The organism is Vescimonas sanitatis (genome assembly GCF_049060325.1).
GTDB classification, from domain to species: Bacteria; Bacillota; Clostridia; order Oscillospirales; family Oscillospiraceae; genus Vescimonas; species Vescimonas sanitatis.
The window spans coordinates 206,916-222,654 of sequence record NZ_JBMGPW010000002.1 but is presented as its reverse complement, the minus strand read 5'-3'; the positions used below and the strand labels follow the sequence as shown (position 1 = coordinate 222,654).

Here is a 15,739-nt window from a genome sequence, read left to right as displayed (position 1 = left end):
GGGCGTTTTCTTTTTATTTCTCGTTGACGCGCAGCTCCAGCACGTCGGGACGGGCGTAGTGGCCCACGCAGTCCAGCTCCATACGGCTGGCGGGGACCTTCTGCATATCCAGGTCGGCGTAGATGATGTCCTCCTTGTCCCAGACGGTGACGGAGGCCTCGTGGCCGAAGGGGTCGATGACGCAGCTGCCGCCCCGGCAGGCGATGTCCGGCAGGGCCGCGATCTCGGCGGTGCCGCTGACGGTCTGGGGATAGTCGCTGCGGCGGAAGACCAGATCGGCGTTGATAAAGTAGCAGTGACCCTCGATGGCGATGTGGCGGATGGTGTCCTGCCACTCCGGATTGTCGTTGGTATTGGGGGAGATGTACAGGGATATCCCCTTCTGGTACAGCGCCACCCGGGCCAGGGGCATATAACTCTCCCAGCAGATGAGATTGCCCATGGGGCCCCAGGGCGTGTCCATCACAGGGAAGTAATCCCGGTCTGCATCGCCCCAGACCACGCGCTCGCTGCCGGTTGGCTTGAGCTTGCGGTGGTTCAGGGCCTCGCCCTCCGGGGAGATCATCATGTTAGCGTTATACAGCGTACCGGTGACGGCGTCGCGCTCGGAATAGCCCATACTGATATAGACACCCAGCTCCCTGGCGCGGCGGAGGAGCTTACGCATCTCCGGCCCGTCGGCCAGCAGGGAGTTGTCGTAGTACATCTTCCAGTCCTCGCGGCCCACGGCCTTGCGGCTGCCCACGGTGAAGCCGAAGGTCATGCCGTAGGGGTAGCCGGGGATGAACAGCTCCGGAAAGACAATGAGCTCCGCGCCCTCGCCGGCGGCCTCGTCGATGAGCCGCAGGGCCTTCTCAAGACATTTGTCCTTGCGGAACATCACAGGGGTGGCCTGCACCACCGCCACGCGGCAGGTGTTCTTCAGATCTCGCATGGGTCGACCTCCTTGCAGAATGATACCATGATTATACCAGACGGACACGCCGGAACGCAACAGGTTTCGGCGCAAGATGCAGCAGCTGTCGTACAGCGGGGCGAATTCCGCCTCCATGTGCAGGCGGTGCGTGCCGCCAACAGCACGCACCGCACTGGAAGCCAGGATCGTTTCCGTCTGTGCATCATACGCCCAGTTCTCTCTGTTCGCCATGAAAAGAGACGGGCGGAAGGGGTCGGCAAACCCCTCCCGCCCTATGGAAAGCAGACGGCTGACGCCGCCCCGACTTGACCGCAACAGAAATGCCCATCCCTCTGCAGGGATAGGCGGTGCGTTTTGGTAAGAAAAAACGCCGTTTCTGCATCGCAAAAACAGCGTGGTCCTTCCTGTGGTGCCACACGGAGAAAACGCCCGCTGTGCCTGGTCCTCCGACGTGCAATTCTTCTGCCTCGCGCCGCGGAGCTCTCGCTCCCCGTCTGCCGCCTACCTTCTCAGGCTCACGCCCAATGGCTGACTTTCGTCACACAGCTCTCGCTGTTTCGGTGCATCCTTGCGCTCACAGTGCCGTTCGCGGTGGGTTTTGACCCATTTCCTTTTAGGCTGCCGCCTGACCAGACCTGGCCTTTGCAGCGGGCAGCCGCACGACTTCACCGGACCCTATTCACTTAACAGTGGTAGTATACCACCAGAAAGCGCCACTTGTCAACGACATTCGACGAAAACGCAGCGACGGCCCATTGCCGCTTATATACACCGACCCCCGCGGCTGACGCCGCGGGGGTCGCCCAATTCCTTAATGATGGAAATTTGTCTGCTGCACCGGCTCCTTCTCCGGCAGGCCCAGCTGCGCCTTGCCCAGGGCGATGGACTTCATCAGAAAGGCCATGTTGCGGCCCAGGGTCCGCATGGTCTGCAGGCCCTCCTTGTCCTGGCGGACCTCCTCCGGCGTGTTGCCGTAGACCATGTTCCAGTACTGGCTGCTGGCCACGGGCATACCGCAGATGGTGAAGTACTTGTTCAGCGCGTCGAAGGTGGCTGTGTTGCCGCCCCGGCGGCAGGACACCACCGACGCGCCCACCTTCATGGTCTTGTCGATGTGGGGCGTGCTGAAAAACAGCCGGTCCATAAACGAGATGGCCCCGCCGGCGGGGGAGGCGTAGTACACCGGCGAGCCGATGACCAGCGCGTCCGCCGCGGCGAGCTTGGGCGCTGTCTCGTTGACCAGATCGTCGTACACGCAGCGGTGGGTCTTTTTGCAGCTGGCGCAGGCGTTGCAGGCATGGGGGGTCTTTCCCGCCTGGATGATCTCCGTCTCGATGCCCTCGACCTCCAGCGTGTCGGCCAGCTCACGCAGGGCGGTGTAGGTGCAGCCGTGCTCGTGGGGGCTGCCGTTGATGAGCAATGCCTTCATATCCTCACCTCCCGGCTCAATAGCCGAAGATCATGGAGCGCTTGATGTCGCTGAGCTTATGGGCACCGCACATGGCCATGGTATCGGCCAGCTCGGCCTTCAGCTTGTCCACGTAGACCTGCACGCCCTCGGCGCCGCCGCCGTAGACCATATTCACGAAGGGGCGGCCGATGAGCACCGCGTCCGCGCCCAGGGCCAGAGTCTTGAACACGTCCATGCCGGTGCGGATACCGCCGTCCACCAGAATCGTCATCTTGCCGCCCACCGCGTCGACGATGGCGGGCAGGACCTCCGCCGTGGCGGGGCACTGGTCCAGCACGCGGCCGCCGTGGTTGCTGACCACGATGCCGCTGGCGCCGGCCTCCAGCGCCTTCTTCGCGCCGTTCACGGTCATGATGCCCTTGAGGATGAAGGGCTTGCCGTTCATCAGCTTCACGATCTCCTTCAGCTCGTCCACAGTCTTGCTGCCGGCGGGTGGGGTCAGGTTCTTCAGGAAGGGCAGGCCCGCTGCGTCGATGTCCATGGCCACGGCAATGGGGTCCGCCGCGCCCACCAGCTCCGCTTTCTCGCGGACCAGGTCGATATTCCAGGGCTTGATGGTGGGCACGCCGCAGCCGTGATTCTTCTTCAGCGCCTCGGCCGCCGCCTGAATCACGGCGGGATTGGTGCCGTCGCCGGTAAAGGCGGCGATGCCCGCGCCGGCACAGGCGGACACCAGAATGTCGTTATAGGTCAGATCGTCGTACTTGTCGCCGTAGTGCAGCTGCATGGCGCCCACCGGCGCGGCAAACACGGGCAGGGCCACCTGCTTGCCGAAGAAATTATAGCTGGTGTCCACGGGCACGTTCTCGCAGATGGTGTCCATGTTGACGCACAGCTCCTGCCACTTCTGATAGTTGCGGATGAAGCCGGTGCCGATCCCCTTGGCGCCGGGGCCGGGCACGGTGTTCTTGCAGGCCACGCCGTTGCACACGGGACAGGACTTGCAGTAGGGTCCCATACAGGTCCGCGCGTTGGCTAATATCTCCTGATAGGTCATGGTATGTATCCTCCTTGTGAAAAACTGCCGCAGGATGTCGAACTGCGTCGCATTGCGTCGTTTTTTATCGAATACCGGCGATGAACACGCCGGGGTCCTTCTCACGCTGAGCCTTGGCCCAGGCCAGCATTTCGTACACGTCCACCGCGCCGGTGATGACCGCGCCGTTGTCCCACGTCTCCGCGGTGCGGCCCCGCAGGAACGCATCCGGCGTGCTGGTGCGGACGTAGTAGGGGTGCGCCTCGCCGCTGGTCAGGAGCATGGACACGGCCCTGTCGGTGTAAAAGCCCCGCTTGCCGGACAGCACCGTCAGGCAGTCCTGCACCACGTTCTCCGCCGTGGGGAAGCGCCCCGCGCCCTGGCCGTAGAAGCTCTGGCGGCCCAGCTGCTCGGCCTCATAGGTGATGAGATTGAAGTTGGCGGGCACCGCCGCCTCCAGATCGCCGGCGTCCACCAGCGTGGGCTCCACATAGGCGCACACGCCGTTTTCCGTGCTCTCGGCCCGGGCCAGCAGCTTGCAGGCAAAGCCGTGGCTCTGGAAGGCCGCAATATCCGCCGCCGTCACCGTCCGGATGCCGAAGGTGGGGATGGCTGTCTCCTCCAGCGCCGCGTCGAAGGCGATGTTGGCGGAGATGCACAGCTTGCGGCGGATATCGTCGCCGTCGATGTCGGCGGAGGGATCCGCCTCGGCATAGCCCAGGTCCTGGGCCTCCTTCAGAATAGCGGGGAAGTCCACCGGAGCCTTGTGCATGGCGTCCATGATAAAGTTGGTGGTGCCGTTCATAATACCGCCCACGGCGCACACCGTATCCAGCCGCTTCACGCGCTCCAAATTCGTCAGCCAGGGTATGCCGCCGCCCACGGCGGCGGTGCAGCGCAGGGCCGCGCCCTTCTCCCGGGCCAGTGCCGTCAGCTCCGTGTAATAGGCGGCGATCAGTGCCTTGTTGGCCGTGACCACGTTCTTGCCCCGCGCCAGCGCGGCGGAGACATATTCATAGGCCGGGTGCAGCCCGCCCATGACCTCCACCACCGTGTCGATTTCCGGGTCATTGAGGATGTCATCGGCGTTGAAGGTGACCACCTCCTCCGGCAGGCCCTCTTTGGGACTGCGGAGCAGCACACGCTTCACATTCAGGTCATCGCGCGGCGCGCACAGCGCCCACACGCCGCCGCCTACCACGCCAAAGCCCAGCAGACCGATATGCATCATAGTCGTTACCTCCTTGGGTCGTCCCGCCTGCGCGGGCGTCATTTTGGCCCCATTGTACCCGCCGGAGCGCTGCCTGTCAAGCCGGAAAAAGCCCGCAGGCAACGGCCTGCGGGCCTTTTTCATCCGATAAGCTTTTCGATCTCCGGCTGGGAGACAAAACCGATGGACTTGTTCACCAGTTGGCCGTTCTTGAACACCAGCAGCATGGGGATGCTCTCCACGCCGTAGGCCGCGGCCAGGGACATATTCTCGTCCACATCCACCTTGGCCACGGTGACGTCCGGCCGGTCAGCGGCCAGCTGCTCCAGCACGGGGCCCAGCATACGGCAGGGGCCGCACCAGTTGGCCCAGAAATCCACCAGCACCGTGCCGCTGTTTTCCAGGACCTGCTCCCGGAAGTCGCTCTCGTTTACATGGATCAATGCCATCTCCGGCACCTCCTTGTCCTTTGTTTTATACCTTTTTCTCCAGACACACCAGCTGCACGTTCGGGATGCCGTTAAAGGTCCCAGCCACGATGCCCGCCTCGGTGTAGCCCAGCTTTTTGTACAGCGCCCGGGCGGGCGTGTTGCGGGCGTTGGTGTCGATCCGCAGGTACGGCCGATCCGTTTCCCGGGCCAACTGCTCATAGAAGGCCACAAAAGCCGTACCGTACCCCTTACCCTTCACAGTGGGGTCCACCACCAGTGTGTGCAGCACCAGCACCTGCTCCGGCGGCGCGTCATGCCGCCAGGTACACTGGCTGTATTGCGCCATCTGGTTCTGGTCCAGCTTGGCGGCGGCCGCAACACGTCCCCCGTCCTCCAGCACATACAGTGTGCCGGCAGCCAGCGCGTCCAGAGCCGTCTGCTCCGTGGGGTATACGCCCCGGGTCCAGCCGGTGGACAGCTCGCCGCGCTCCTCACGATCCAGAAGCGCCTCGTAAATGGCGGTCACAGCGGGGATATCCGCCGGAACCGCTTTTCGTACCAGCATAGTATGTCCTCCTTACCTCGTCAGTAACCAGACCGCCAGTGCCAGCTGTGCCAGCAGTATGGCGGGCACGCCCCAGACGAAATACCAGTGCTTCGTCTTGTGGTGAAACACCCGCATACCCAGCAGCGCACCGACACTGCCGCCCAATAGCGGCAGCAGGAACAGCGTCTTTTCCGGCACCCGCCATTTGCCCTGTCTGGCCCGACGCTTGTCCGCACCATAGATGATGAACGTCGTCAGGTTGATAAGCGCCAGATAGATAAGCAGCGCCGTACCGCCGCCGGAGGCAAACACCGTCACAGGCCCGTCCGCGCCGCCGACAAAGCCCAGCGACGGCTGGCTCATTTGGCCAGCTTGGCCAGCTCGCAGGCCGTGGCCGTGGCAAGCTTCGCGTTGTTATACACCAGCTGAATGTTGGCATCCAGGCTGCTGCCGCCGGTGATGTCCTTGATCTTGGCCAGCAGGAAGGGCGTGGTGGCCTTGCCGTGGATGCCCTGCTCCTTGGCCTCCTCCACCGCCTCGTTGATGGCCTTGTTGATCACGTCGGCGTCCATGGAGTACTGCTCGGGGATGGGATTCGTCACCAGCATACCGCCCTCCAGTCCCAGCTCGCGCTTCACATGGAAGGCCTCGGCCAGCTGCTTGGGGGTGTCCAGCCGGTAGTCCACCTTAAAGCCGGACTTGCGGGTATAGAACGCGGGCAGCTCCTCGGTCTGATAGCCGATGACCGGCACACCGTGCGTCTCCAGATACTCCAGGGTCAATCCCAGGTCCAGGATGGACTTGGCGCCGGCGCACACCACCATCACCGGGGTATGGGCCAGCTCTTCCAGATCGGCGGAGATGTCCATGGTGGTCTCGGCTCCGCGGTGCACGCCGCCGATTCCGCCGGTGGCGAACACCTGGATGCCAGCCATGGCGGCGATCATCATGGTGGTGGTCACGGTGGTAGCGCCGTCGCGGCCCTCCGCCACCAGAATGGGCAGGTCGCGGCGGCTGGCCTTGGTGACGCCGGCGCCGGTCTTGCCCAGATAGTCGATCTCCTCGGGGGTCAATCCGGCCTTCAGCCGACCGCCGATGATGGCGATGGTGGCGGGCACCGCACCGCCGTCACGAATGATCTTCTCCACGTTCAGTGCCGTCTCCACATTCTGGGGATAGGGCATACCGTGGGAGATGATGGTGCTCTCCAGCGCCACAACGGGCTTGCCGGCCTTCAAAGCCTCCTGCACCTCAGGGGCCACGTCCAGATAACGGTTCATAACTTGTACCTCCTTATGTCATGCAATTCTATTTACGCTTTTTTGCTCATGCCTGTATTGTCCAAAATATAGTCCACATTCTCCCAGCTCATGCCGGGGTGGATGGTCTCCGCCGCCGTGCAGGCCAGCGCACCGGCCCCGGCGGCCTTCCGCGCGCACTCCGCCAGTGGTTTCCCGTGGGCGATGCACGCGGCCAGCGCCGCCGCCATGGCGTCCCCGCCGCCGGTGGCGTTCACCACCTGCACCTTCGGACAGGGCAGGCGCACGTGCCGCCCCGCCTGGTCCTCGGCGTACAGGCCATCGCTCCCCAGGGAGATATACACCTGCTGAACGCCCTTGTCCAGCAGGGCCTTTGCGGCCTTTTGAACGTCTGCCTCATCGCGGATGGTCACGCCGCTGAGCAGCTCCGCCTCCATACGGTTGGGCTTCAGCGCCGTCAGCTTATCCAGCACCGGCAGCAGCTTCGGCGCCTTGATGGTGCTGACCGGATCGGCCAGGACAGGCGCGGTGCAGTGGCTGCACAGCCACTGGATAGACGCCTCCGGCAGGTTCGTCTCCACCACCACCAGATCGGCATGGTTGATATAATCCAGCCGCTGCCGCAGGAACTCCGGCGTGATGTGCTCATAGATGGCCATGTCGTTCACGGCCAGGGCCATGTCGCCGTCGCAGCCGTCGATAAACAGATAGGTGCCCGTCCGGCCGCCGGGAATGGTGGCGCTGTGGCTCAGGTCAAGGCCGATATCCGCCGCGTTCTCCCGCACAGACTGGGCAAAGCTATCCTGCCCCAGTACCGTGATCATGGACACCTGCTCACCCAGCAGGCAGAGGTTGTGGGCGATGTTCCGTCCCACGCCGCCCAGAGAGGTGGTCACCCGGCCGGGGTTGGAGTCCCGGGCCACCAGCGGCGCGTCAGACACCGCGCCGATATCCATATTCACGCCGCCAACCACGGCGATGTAGGGCGCCTCACGCAGCAGATAGCCGCGGCCGGCAATGTAGCCCTTCCGCATCAGGTTGGAAATGTGGACCGCGGCGCTGGACCGCGTAATACCGGCCTTGTCGGCCAGCTCCTGCTGGGAAATACACGGGTTTTCCCGTATCCACTCCAGCAGCTGCCGTTCTCTTCGGGTCACACAGCCACCTCCTAAGCAAGTGCATTTTTGTAATCACAAGCTTATTATATCAACAGCTGTACGTTTGTCAAGAGGCAAATTTCCGCAAAAAAAGCGGCGCTTCTCCACGAGGGAAACGCCGTCTTCTTTCAGCTGCAAACCGTTGGCATCACAGCGTTTTTGGCGGTATGCCGCGGGTGCCGTTTGTGGGGTCCACAAACAGGGGAAGGGCGGGCGGCGAGGACGTGAAAAAAAGGAAGGCGAGGGCGGCGAGCAGGTGGAGCAGAATGCCCAATATCTGGAAAGGAACGGACGAGAGGCGGGCGCTCTTTTGCAGGGAGACACTGACAAAATATGCCAGCAGCACGGCGGCCTGAAAGATCAGGATGTTGACCACGCCCACGCTTTTTCCCAGGATACCGGTGTAGGTATAGAACAGGGCCGGGATGGCGGCGAGGCCGGTGAGCAGGCCGATGGCCCTGGGCAAAGCGCTTGCGGCACAACGGTTTGCGGCGATCGTGACGACGGTCCACACCAGCCAGGGAACGGCCAAAAGCTTCATGTGCTCCCAGGTGGATTCGTTGACGGCGGAGAGATACGCGGCCCAGCCGGCCTGACCGGTCCAGTCGTAGACAAAGTGCAGCAGGTTGCCGAAAAGCAGAGTAAACAGCATTCCCGCCGTCTCAAGGGTACGGCGTTCCCGTTCTTTTCTCATTGAACATTCCCCTTTCTTTCCCTTTCTCTTTCACATATCTATCGTGTACGTTTTATACACCTCTACGCGGCATTATATACACCTTTGGTATATGTTTATACGCGGTATATGAATGTTCGGGCGGCGGAGCGCACAATTGCGCAGACAGGGGTGGAATTCTGCGGGAAGTGTGCTATACTGTTCCATACCATCGATTGACAAGGGCAGACACGGTTTTGACGGGCAGAAATGCGCCCATACTGCGTCAAACCCCTTGGCAATACGGCAAGTATTACCTGCGGGCCTTTTCTTGTCTGGACACATTTCTGCTCCGACAAAACTGCTATGCACCTGCCAGCGATGTATTTTCGAGTGATTTTTGGCTTTTGAGATGCAGGCGGGCTGACGCCCGCCAAGACGAAAAGGACAAAAAGCACCGGAAAGACACGCTGTCAGGCGTGTTTGCTCTTGTCAATCGATGGTAAGAAAGGGTGAGCACCATGACCGTTACGGAAAAGCTGGCCGCGCTGCGGCAGAATATGGAGGCGCGCGGACTGGCGGGCTGCATCGTCGTCACCGACGACTTTCACGGCTCGGAGTATGTAGGGGCGCATTTCAAGGCCCGGGAGTTCCTGTCCGGCTTCACCGGCTCAGCGGGAACGCTGGCGGTGCTGCGGGAGGGCGCATACCTGTGGACGGACGGGCGATACTTTTTGCAGGCGGAACGGCAGCTGGAGGGCAGCGGCATACAGCTGATGCGCGCCGGCCAGCCGGGCGTGCCGACGCTGTCCCAATTCCTGGCGGAGCAGCTGCCGGAGAGCGGAGCCCTGGGCTTTGACGGCCGGACCGTCAGCACACGGCTGCACCGGACGCTGGAAAAGGCGCTGGCGGACAAGCACATCCGGCTGGACGGCGGCTTCGACCCGGCGGCGGGCGTTTGGACGGACCGGCCCGGTCTGTCCACCGCGCCGGTATGGGCCTTCGACAGCGGGGTGACGCGGCGGGAGAAGCTGACGGCCCTGCGGCAGGACATGGCGGCGCAGAAGGCGGAATGGCTGCTGCTGACCGATCTGATGGACGTGGCCTGGGCACTGGAGTTGCGGGGCGGCGACGTGGCATGCACGCCGGTATTCCTGGGCTTTTTGCTGGTGGGCACGGACAGCGCCGCGCTATATGCCCAGGCAGAGAGCTTCGCGCCGGAGATACGCGCCGCGCTGGCGGCGGACGGCGCAGCGCTGCGGCCCTACGGGGATATCTACGACGCGCTGCGGGCGCTGCCGGAGGGCGCGCGGGTGCTGGCGGACAGCGCCACGGCCAACAGCCGCATCGCGGAATGTCTGGCCCACACGGCGTGGACAGACACACCCAGCCCCGCTGCCCGCCGCAAGGCGGTGAAGGCCGGGAGCGAACAGACGGGCTTCCGGCAGGCGCATTTGCAGGACGGCGCGGCGCTGTGCCGCTTCCTGTATGAGATGAAGACACGGCCGGAGGCGTACACCGAGCTGTCCGCCGCGGCGCTGCTGCGCCGGTATCGGACGGAACAGGCGGATTTTCTGGAGGACAGCTTCGAGACCATCGCCGCCTATGGCCCCCACGCCGCCGTTGTCCACTACGCCCCCGCACCGGAGACGGACGTGCCGCTGAAGGCGCAGGGCCTGCTGCTGGTGGACAGCGGCGGACACTACGCCCGGGGCACGACGGACGTGACCCGTACCATAGCGCTGGGCCCCATCACGGACGAGGAACGCCGGAGGTCCACACAGGTGCTGCAGGGCCACATACAGCTGGCCATGGCACAATTCCCCCAGGGGGTCATGGGGGAAAATCTGGACGCACTGGCCCGGGGCCCGCTGTGGCGGGAGGGCCTGGACTATGACCACGGCACCGGGCACGGCGTGGGGTGCGTGCTCAGCGTACACGAGGCGCCGCCCTCCTTCCGCTGGCGCATTGCGGAGGGGCTGGCACACCCGGCACTGGAGACGGGCATGGTCATCTCCGATGAGCCGGGATACTACGCCGCCGGACGCTTCGGCATACGGCACGAGAACCTGCTGCTGGTGCAGCCGGCGGAGGCGGCGGGCTTTCTGCGCTTTGAGACGCTGACACTGGCGCCCTTCGACCGGGACGCCCTGGACCCGGCGCTGCTGACGGCATCGGAACGGGACTGGCTGAACGGCTATCACAGGCGGGTGTATGCACAGATCGCCCCGCTGGTGCCGACGGAGGTCCGGCAATGGCTGCGGGAGGTCACCGCGGCGCTGTGACAATGGCAAAAAGGAAGCACCCTGACGGGTGCTTCCTTTTTTTCAGTTTTCGTCGGTCTTTTCTTTTTTCAGCTGCTCCAGCTCGGCACGGAGCATACGGTTCTCCGCCTGGAGCTGGTCCAGCTTGCGGTGCAGCGGCGCCAGCTGGCGCTTCAGCTCCGCCGCCACCGCGCCGCGGTAGATACCGTAGCGGCCGGCCACGGAGACCACGGTCAGCACCGCCGCCGTACCGCCGGCGATGAGGCCCACCTTTTTTACATCCAGCTTACGCAGGGTATTTACCGCCGCCGGCAGCTTTTTGCCCGGCAGGGGCGCCACCTCGATCTCGATATGGGGCAATTTTTTCAGTTCCATGCTTCTATCACACCCTCCTGTATCCGGGCGGACCGGGCCGCCGCGTATTTCTGCTTCTATTATACCCGACGGGCCGCCGCTTGGCAAGTACGGACCGCCGGGGACCGCGGCGCATACACTGGACTGCGGGCACGACCCGCGAAATTAAACACAGGAGGTCCTATCATGGCAACTTTCACCAACCAGGCAACGCTGACCTACAACGGCCAGACCACCACCTCCAACGTGACGGTGGGCGAGCTGACGGAGACGCTGACCGCCGCCAAGACCGCCGTGGTGCCCACCTACGGCACCGACGGCCGCGTGACGTATATCCTCTCTCTGGTCAACAGCGGCACCGCACCGCTGACGGGGCTGACCATTACCGACGATCTGGGCGGCTACACCTTCAACGCCGGGACGGTGTATCCCCTGTCCTACACCGCCGGGTCTGTGCGGTACTATCAGAACGGCGTTCTGCAGGCGGCACCCGCCGTCACCGCCGGGCCGCCGCTGACGTTCACCGGCATCACCGTGCCGGCGGGCGGCAATGCCGTTATCGCCTATGAGGCCGCGCCCACGGCCTTCGCGCCGCCGACGGCGGAGGGCACCGTCACCAACAGCGCGTCCATCACCGGCGCGGGGCTGGCAAACCCCGTTACCGCCACGGAGACGGTGGCGCCGGAGGCGGCGCCGGCACTGACCATCAACAAGTCCCTCTCCCCCACCACGGTGACGGAGAACAGCCGCCTGACGTACACCTTCACCATCCAGAACACCGGCAACACGGCGGCGGACGCCGCGGCGGCCATCGTTATCACCGACACCTTCGACCCGCGGCTGACGGACCTGACGGTGACGCTGAACGGCACGGCGCTGACCGCCCCCACCCAGTACACCTATGACGCGGCTACCGGCGTATTCGCCACGGTGGCCGGCGTGGTCACGGTGCCCGCGGCCACCTTCACGCAGGACGCCGCCACCGGCGCGTACAGCACCACCCCCGGCACGGCGGTGCTGACCGTCACCGGCACGGTGTAAGCAAGAAAATATCCCCCGGCCTTCGGCCGGGGGATATGTATTATTCAAGTGCGTCGTGGCTCTCGAACACGTCGTGGATGCTGCCGTAACGGTCGGCGGGCTTGTCCGCCTCCGCCGGAGATGCGCCCTTGGCCATTTGCAGCTCCTGCCACTTCTCGCGGGTGATGAGCAGCTGGCGGGGCTTACTTCCCTCGAAGGGGCCCACATAGCCGCGCTCCTCCATCTGGTCCACCAGGCGGGCGGCGCGGGAGTAGCCCAGCTTCAGACGGCGCTGGAGCATGGACACGGAGGCCTGACCCGTCTCCAGCACCACCTCTACGGCGGCGGAGAGCAGCTCGTCGGCATCGTCGCCGTCGTCGGACACGTCGCCGGAGGGGACCTTGCCGCCCTTGTCGGCCTTGGCGTCCACCGCCTGCTGGATCTTCTCGATCACGTCCTGGTCGTAATGGGCCTCGCCGGCCTCGTCCTTGACGAACTTCACCACACGGTCGATCTCCTCCGGGGTGATGAAGCAGCCCTGAACACGGGTGGGCTTGGTGTCGCCCAGAGGGAAGTAGAGCATATCGCCCTTGCCCACCAGCTTCTCCGCGCCGGTGGTGTCCAGAATGATGCGGGACTCCATGGAGCTGGCCACGGCGAAGGCGATGCGGCTGGGGATATTGGCCTTCATCAGACCGGTGATCACGTCCGCCGAGGGACGCTGGGTGGCGATGACCAGGTGCATACCGGCGGCACGGCCCATCTGGGCCACACGGCAGATGGACTCCTCCACCTCCTTGGCCGCCACCAGCATCAGGTCGGCCAGCTCGTCAATGACCACCACCACGGTGGGCAGCTTTTTCACGTCCTCGTCCGTCTCGGACAGGGCGTTATAGCCCGCCAGGTCCTTGACGCCCTTTTCAGAGAACATCTTGTAGCGCTTCATCATCTCGAACACCGCCCATTGCAGGGCGCCGGCGGCCTTTTTGGGGTCGGTGACCACGGGGATGAGCAGGTGCGGGATACCGTTGTAGGGCGCCAGCTCCACCATCTTGGGGTCCACCATGATAAAACGGACCTCGTCCGGCGTGGACTTGTAGAGCAGGCTGACGATGAGGGAGTTGGTGCAGACGGATTTACCGGAGCCGGTGGTGCCGGCGATGAGTACATGGGGCAGACGGGCGATGTTGCCCACGATGTTGCTGCCGCCGATATCCCTGCCCACGGCAAAGGCCACCGGGGAGGGATGGTCGATGAACTCACGGGATTCAATGACATCGCGGATCCGCACGGCGGTGACGGTGCGGTTGGGGACCTCGATGCCCACGGCGGATATCTTGTTGGGCACCGGGGCGATGCGGACGCCGCTGGCACCCAGCGCCAGGGCGATATCGTCCTGGAGGTTCGTGATCTTACTGAGCTTGACGCCCTGGTCCAGGGTGAACTCGTAGCGGGTGACGGATGGGCCATGGATGACCTCGCCGGCGCGGGCGTCCACGCCGAAGGAGCGCAGGGTGTCCGCCAGGCGCTTGGAGTTGTTCCGCAGCTCGGCGCCCACCTCGGTGTAGTTGCCGCCGCGGTTCTGCTCCAGCAGGGTGATGGGCGGGTAGCGGTAGGTCTCCTCCCCCTGGGCCAGCTCCTGCTCGATGGCGTCGCTGACCTCCTGGGCGGCGCTCTCCACCTCCTGCTGCAGCTGGGCTTTTTTCTGCTTGTCGCTGAGGGGCTTTTTCGGGGCGGGGGGCTCCGCCGGAGTGGCGGGCGGTGCAGGTTCGTCGCTGAGGGGCTGGGGCGCAGGGGCGGGGCCGCCCCGCAGCACCTGATCCGGCGTGCGGATATCGTCACTGCGGCGGGGGAAGAAGGAGCTGGCGGGCGGAAGGACCGTGTCGTCACGCTCGCTGTCCAGCGGGATGTCGATATTGGGGCGCCTGCGGCCCTTGGCAGGCTTTTTTGCCGGGGCGGGAGCAGCGGTGGGGGTGAAACCCTCCGGGAGGGCTTCGTCATCCGCGTCCTCGTCGTCACGGCGCAGGCTCTCGCCATAGCTGCGGACGCGCGCCGCGGCCTCCTGGGGCGTCAGGTGCAGGGCACCCAACAGGGCGGCCAGCAGCACCACCACGAACACGATGATGGATACCACCTTGCTGACCAGGGCCTCGCAGCCCACGGCCAGACCGCCGGAGAGCACACCGCCGCACTTGAGGGCCTGTCCGTCGGCCCAGAGGGTCTTGACGCTGTCCAGGCCGAGGGTGTAGGCCGTGCGGCACAGGGCCAGGTGGCACAGCACGCCCACCAGCAGGGGCAGCAGCGCCACGCAGGTGGTACGCAGGACGACGGGCCGGCCCCGATGGCCCAGCTGGATGACGGCAATAGCCGCCAGCACCGGGGCCGTCAGGTAATAGCCGTAGCCCAGCGCACCCTTGAGCACCCTGGCGATCCACACCAGGAGGAGGGCGTCCACGTTGAAATAGCTCACCAGCACGCACAGCGCCAGCAGGGCGCAGACGATGCCGCCGGCCATACGCGCCGCGGCGTTATACGCCGGCGGGGGCGGCGGGGCAGGCGTTTTTTTGCGGCTGTTTCCTTTCTTTTGTGTCGATGCCATAGTCTATCTACCTCACTTGATGCCCTGCAGAACAAGGGTCAGCACGCCCGCCGCCCAGCAGTAGTAGGCGAAGGCGCCGAAACGGCCCTTGTCCGCGATATACTTCAGAAGCCGGATGCACAGATAGCCCGTCACGGCGGCCACGGCCACACCCACCAGATACATGGGCACCTCCGCGCCGACGATGCCGGCCTGCACCGCGTCCTTGATGGAGAGGATATTGGCCCCCAGCACGGCGGGGATGCTCAGCAGGAAGGAAAAGCGCACGGCGAACCGCCGCTCATAGCCCACAAAGCAGCCGGCGGTGATGGTCATGCCGGAGCGGGAGACGCCGGGCAGCGTGGCCACCGCCTGCCCCACGCCCACCAGCAGGGCGTCCAACCAGGTGGCGCTGCGCTCGGTCTTGCGGCCCCGGCGCACCCGGTCGCACAGGAACAGCAGGAAGCCGGTGAAGATCAGCGCCGCGCCCACGAAATACATATTGTCGCCCAGGCCCTGCACTGTCTTGCGGATGGGCAGCACCGCAAACAGCGGCAGCGTACCGACGATGATCAGCAGGATGAGCCGGCGGGCGGGCGGCACCGGTGTGGGGGTGCTGCGGTGCGCCAGGTCGCCGATGCCCCGGAAGAGCTCCACCACCATGTCGCGGATGTCGCTCCAATAGGCGGCGAACACAGCAATGAGCGTGCCCAGGTGGAGCAGCACGTCGAAGAACTCCGGGATGCTCCCCGCTCCCTCCATATTCAGCAGGTTGCGGGCGATGGCCAGATGGCCGGAGCTGGAGATGGGCAGGAATTCCGCTATGCCCTGCACCAGTCCCAACAGAATTGCTTTCAGATAGGTCATGACACACCTCACGTCATTATACACTCCCGCAAAACGG

General features: G+C 64.4%; 15 protein-coding genes. 2 read left to right on the top strand and 13 right to left on the bottom strand.

Going from position 1 to position 15,739, the window contains the following annotated elements; translation table 11 throughout:
• Positions 1-13: 13 nt before the first annotated feature.
• From ACOMDU_RS03940 to ACOMDU_RS03895, 10 genes are all read right to left on the bottom strand, one after another.
• On the bottom strand, positions 14-934 hold the full coding sequence (locus ACOMDU_RS03940) for a carbon-nitrogen hydrolase family protein (protein WP_022135767.1): 921 nt from the start codon (positions 932-934) through the stop codon (positions 14-16).
• Between the two features lie 793 nt (positions 935-1,727).
• Positions 1,728-2,345 (bottom strand): flavodoxin family protein, encoded by a 618-nt coding sequence (locus ACOMDU_RS03935; RefSeq protein ID WP_421129137.1) that lies wholly within the window; start codon positions 2,343-2,345, stop codon positions 1,728-1,730.
• A 16-nt stretch (positions 2,346-2,361) separates the two neighbouring features.
• Complete coding sequence (locus ACOMDU_RS03930; RefSeq protein ID WP_421129136.1) at positions 2,362-3,384, bottom strand: alpha-hydroxy-acid oxidizing protein; 1,023 nt, start codon at positions 3,382-3,384, stop codon at positions 2,362-2,364.
• A gap of 64 nt (positions 3,385-3,448) precedes the next feature.
• Positions 3,449-4,594 carry a homoserine dehydrogenase gene (locus tag ACOMDU_RS03925; RefSeq protein WP_421129135.1) on the bottom strand — a complete coding sequence of 382 codons (1,146 nt, stop codon included), beginning with the start codon at positions 4,592-4,594 and terminating at the stop codon, positions 3,449-3,451.
• A gap of 119 nt (positions 4,595-4,713) precedes the next feature.
• Positions 4,714-5,022, bottom strand: coding sequence for a thioredoxin (gene trxA, locus ACOMDU_RS03920; protein ID WP_022135763.1), 309 nt, complete (start codon positions 5,020-5,022; stop codon positions 4,714-4,716).
• A 25-nt stretch (positions 5,023-5,047) separates the two neighbouring features.
• On the bottom strand, positions 5,048-5,569 hold the full coding sequence (locus tag ACOMDU_RS03915; protein WP_421129134.1) for a GNAT family N-acetyltransferase: 522 nt from the start codon (positions 5,567-5,569) through the stop codon (positions 5,048-5,050).
• A gap of 12 nt (positions 5,570-5,581) precedes the next feature.
• Complete coding sequence (locus ACOMDU_RS03910; protein WP_421129133.1) at positions 5,582-5,914, bottom strand: DUF1294 domain-containing protein; 333 nt, start codon at positions 5,912-5,914, stop codon at positions 5,582-5,584.
• Positions 5,911-6,831 carry a pseudouridine-5'-phosphate glycosidase gene (locus tag ACOMDU_RS03905; protein ID WP_421129132.1) on the bottom strand — a complete coding sequence of 307 codons (921 nt, stop codon included), beginning with the start codon at positions 6,829-6,831 and terminating at the stop codon, positions 5,911-5,913. Before ACOMDU_RS03905 ends, ACOMDU_RS03910 begins: the two co-directional genes overlap by 4 nt.
• A 32-nt stretch (positions 6,832-6,863) precedes the next feature.
• Entirely contained in the window at positions 6,864-7,967 is a 1,104-nt protein-coding gene (locus ACOMDU_RS03900; RefSeq protein WP_421129131.1) for a PfkB family carbohydrate kinase, read from the bottom strand.
• Between the two features lie 148 nt (positions 7,968-8,115).
• The gene (locus tag ACOMDU_RS03895; RefSeq protein ID WP_421129130.1) at positions 8,116-8,661 is read right to left on the bottom strand and encodes a DUF6512 family protein; all 546 of its coding nucleotides are present in this window, start codon (positions 8,659-8,661) and stop codon (positions 8,116-8,118) included.
• A gap of 479 nt (positions 8,662-9,140) precedes the next feature.
• Here ACOMDU_RS03895 and ACOMDU_RS03890 point away from each other — a divergent pair, with 479 nt between their 5' ends.
• A complete protein-coding gene (locus ACOMDU_RS03890) occupies positions 9,141-10,904 on the top strand; it encodes an aminopeptidase P family protein (protein WP_421129129.1) in 1,764 nt (587 codons plus the stop codon).
• A gap of 42 nt (positions 10,905-10,946) precedes the next feature.
• On the opposite strand, the gene ACOMDU_RS03885 is transcribed toward ACOMDU_RS03890, so the two are convergent.
• Entirely contained in the window at positions 10,947-11,258 is a 312-nt protein-coding gene (locus ACOMDU_RS03885) for a hypothetical protein (RefSeq protein ID WP_022135022.1), read from the bottom strand.
• Positions 11,259-11,423: 165 nt separating this feature from the next.
• On the opposite strand from ACOMDU_RS03885, the gene ACOMDU_RS03880 reads away from it, so the two are divergent.
• Positions 11,424-12,278, top strand: coding sequence for a CARDB domain-containing protein (locus ACOMDU_RS03880; protein WP_421129128.1), 855 nt, complete (start codon positions 11,424-11,426; stop codon positions 12,276-12,278).
• Between the two features lie 40 nt (positions 12,279-12,318).
• On the opposite strand, the gene ACOMDU_RS03875 is transcribed toward ACOMDU_RS03880, so the two are convergent.
• Positions 12,319-14,856 carry a DNA translocase FtsK gene (locus ACOMDU_RS03875; protein ID WP_421129127.1) on the bottom strand — a complete coding sequence of 846 codons (2,538 nt, stop codon included), beginning with the start codon at positions 14,854-14,856 and terminating at the stop codon, positions 12,319-12,321.
• A gap of 12 nt (positions 14,857-14,868) precedes the next feature.
• A complete protein-coding gene (locus ACOMDU_RS03870; protein WP_421129126.1) occupies positions 14,869-15,702 on the bottom strand; it encodes an undecaprenyl-diphosphate phosphatase in 834 nt (277 codons plus the stop codon).
• Positions 15,703-15,739: the final 37 nt, after the last annotated feature.

Excerpts from the sequence above, each read along its gene's own strand:
- ACOMDU_RS03940 (WP_022135767.1), bottom strand. The coding sequence starts at position 934 with ATGCGAGATCTGAAGAACACCTGCCGCGTGGCGGTGGTGCAGGCCACC.
- ACOMDU_RS03935 (WP_421129137.1), bottom strand. The coding sequence starts at position 2,345 with ATGAAGGCATTGCTCATCAACGGCAGCCCCCACGAGCACGGCTGCACC.
- ACOMDU_RS03930 (WP_421129136.1), bottom strand. The coding sequence starts at position 3,384 with ATGACCTATCAGGAGATATTAGCCAACGCGCGGACCTGTATGGGACCC.
- ACOMDU_RS03925 (WP_421129135.1), bottom strand. The coding sequence starts at position 4,594 with ATGATGCATATCGGTCTGCTGGGCTTTGGCGTGGTAGGCGGCGGCGTG.
- trxA (WP_022135763.1), bottom strand. The coding sequence starts at position 5,022 with ATGGCATTGATCCATGTAAACGAGAGCGACTTCCGGGAGCAGGTCCTG.
- ACOMDU_RS03915 (WP_421129134.1), bottom strand. The coding sequence starts at position 5,569 with ATGCTGGTACGAAAAGCGGTTCCGGCGGATATCCCCGCTGTGACCGCC.
- ACOMDU_RS03910 (WP_421129133.1), bottom strand. The coding sequence starts at position 5,914 with ATGAGCCAGCCGTCGCTGGGCTTTGTCGGCGGCGCGGACGGGCCTGTG.
- ACOMDU_RS03905 (WP_421129132.1), bottom strand. The coding sequence starts at position 6,831 with ATGAACCGTTATCTGGACGTGGCCCCTGAGGTGCAGGAGGCTTTGAAG.
- ACOMDU_RS03895 (WP_421129130.1), bottom strand. The coding sequence starts at position 8,661 with ATGAGAAAAGAACGGGAACGCCGTACCCTTGAGACGGCGGGAATGCTG.
- ACOMDU_RS03890 (WP_421129129.1), top strand. The coding sequence starts at position 9,141 with ATGACCGTTACGGAAAAGCTGGCCGCGCTGCGGCAGAATATGGAGGCG.
- ACOMDU_RS03885 (WP_022135022.1), bottom strand. The coding sequence starts at position 11,258 with ATGGAACTGAAAAAATTGCCCCATATCGAGATCGAGGTGGCGCCCCTG.
- ACOMDU_RS03880 (WP_421129128.1), top strand. The coding sequence starts at position 11,424 with ATGGCAACTTTCACCAACCAGGCAACGCTGACCTACAACGGCCAGACC.
- ACOMDU_RS03875 (WP_421129127.1), bottom strand. The coding sequence starts at position 14,856 with ATGGCATCGACACAAAAGAAAGGAAACAGCCGCAAAAAAACGCCTGCC.
- ACOMDU_RS03870 (WP_421129126.1), bottom strand. The coding sequence starts at position 15,702 with ATGACCTATCTGAAAGCAATTCTGTTGGGACTGGTGCAGGGCATAGCG.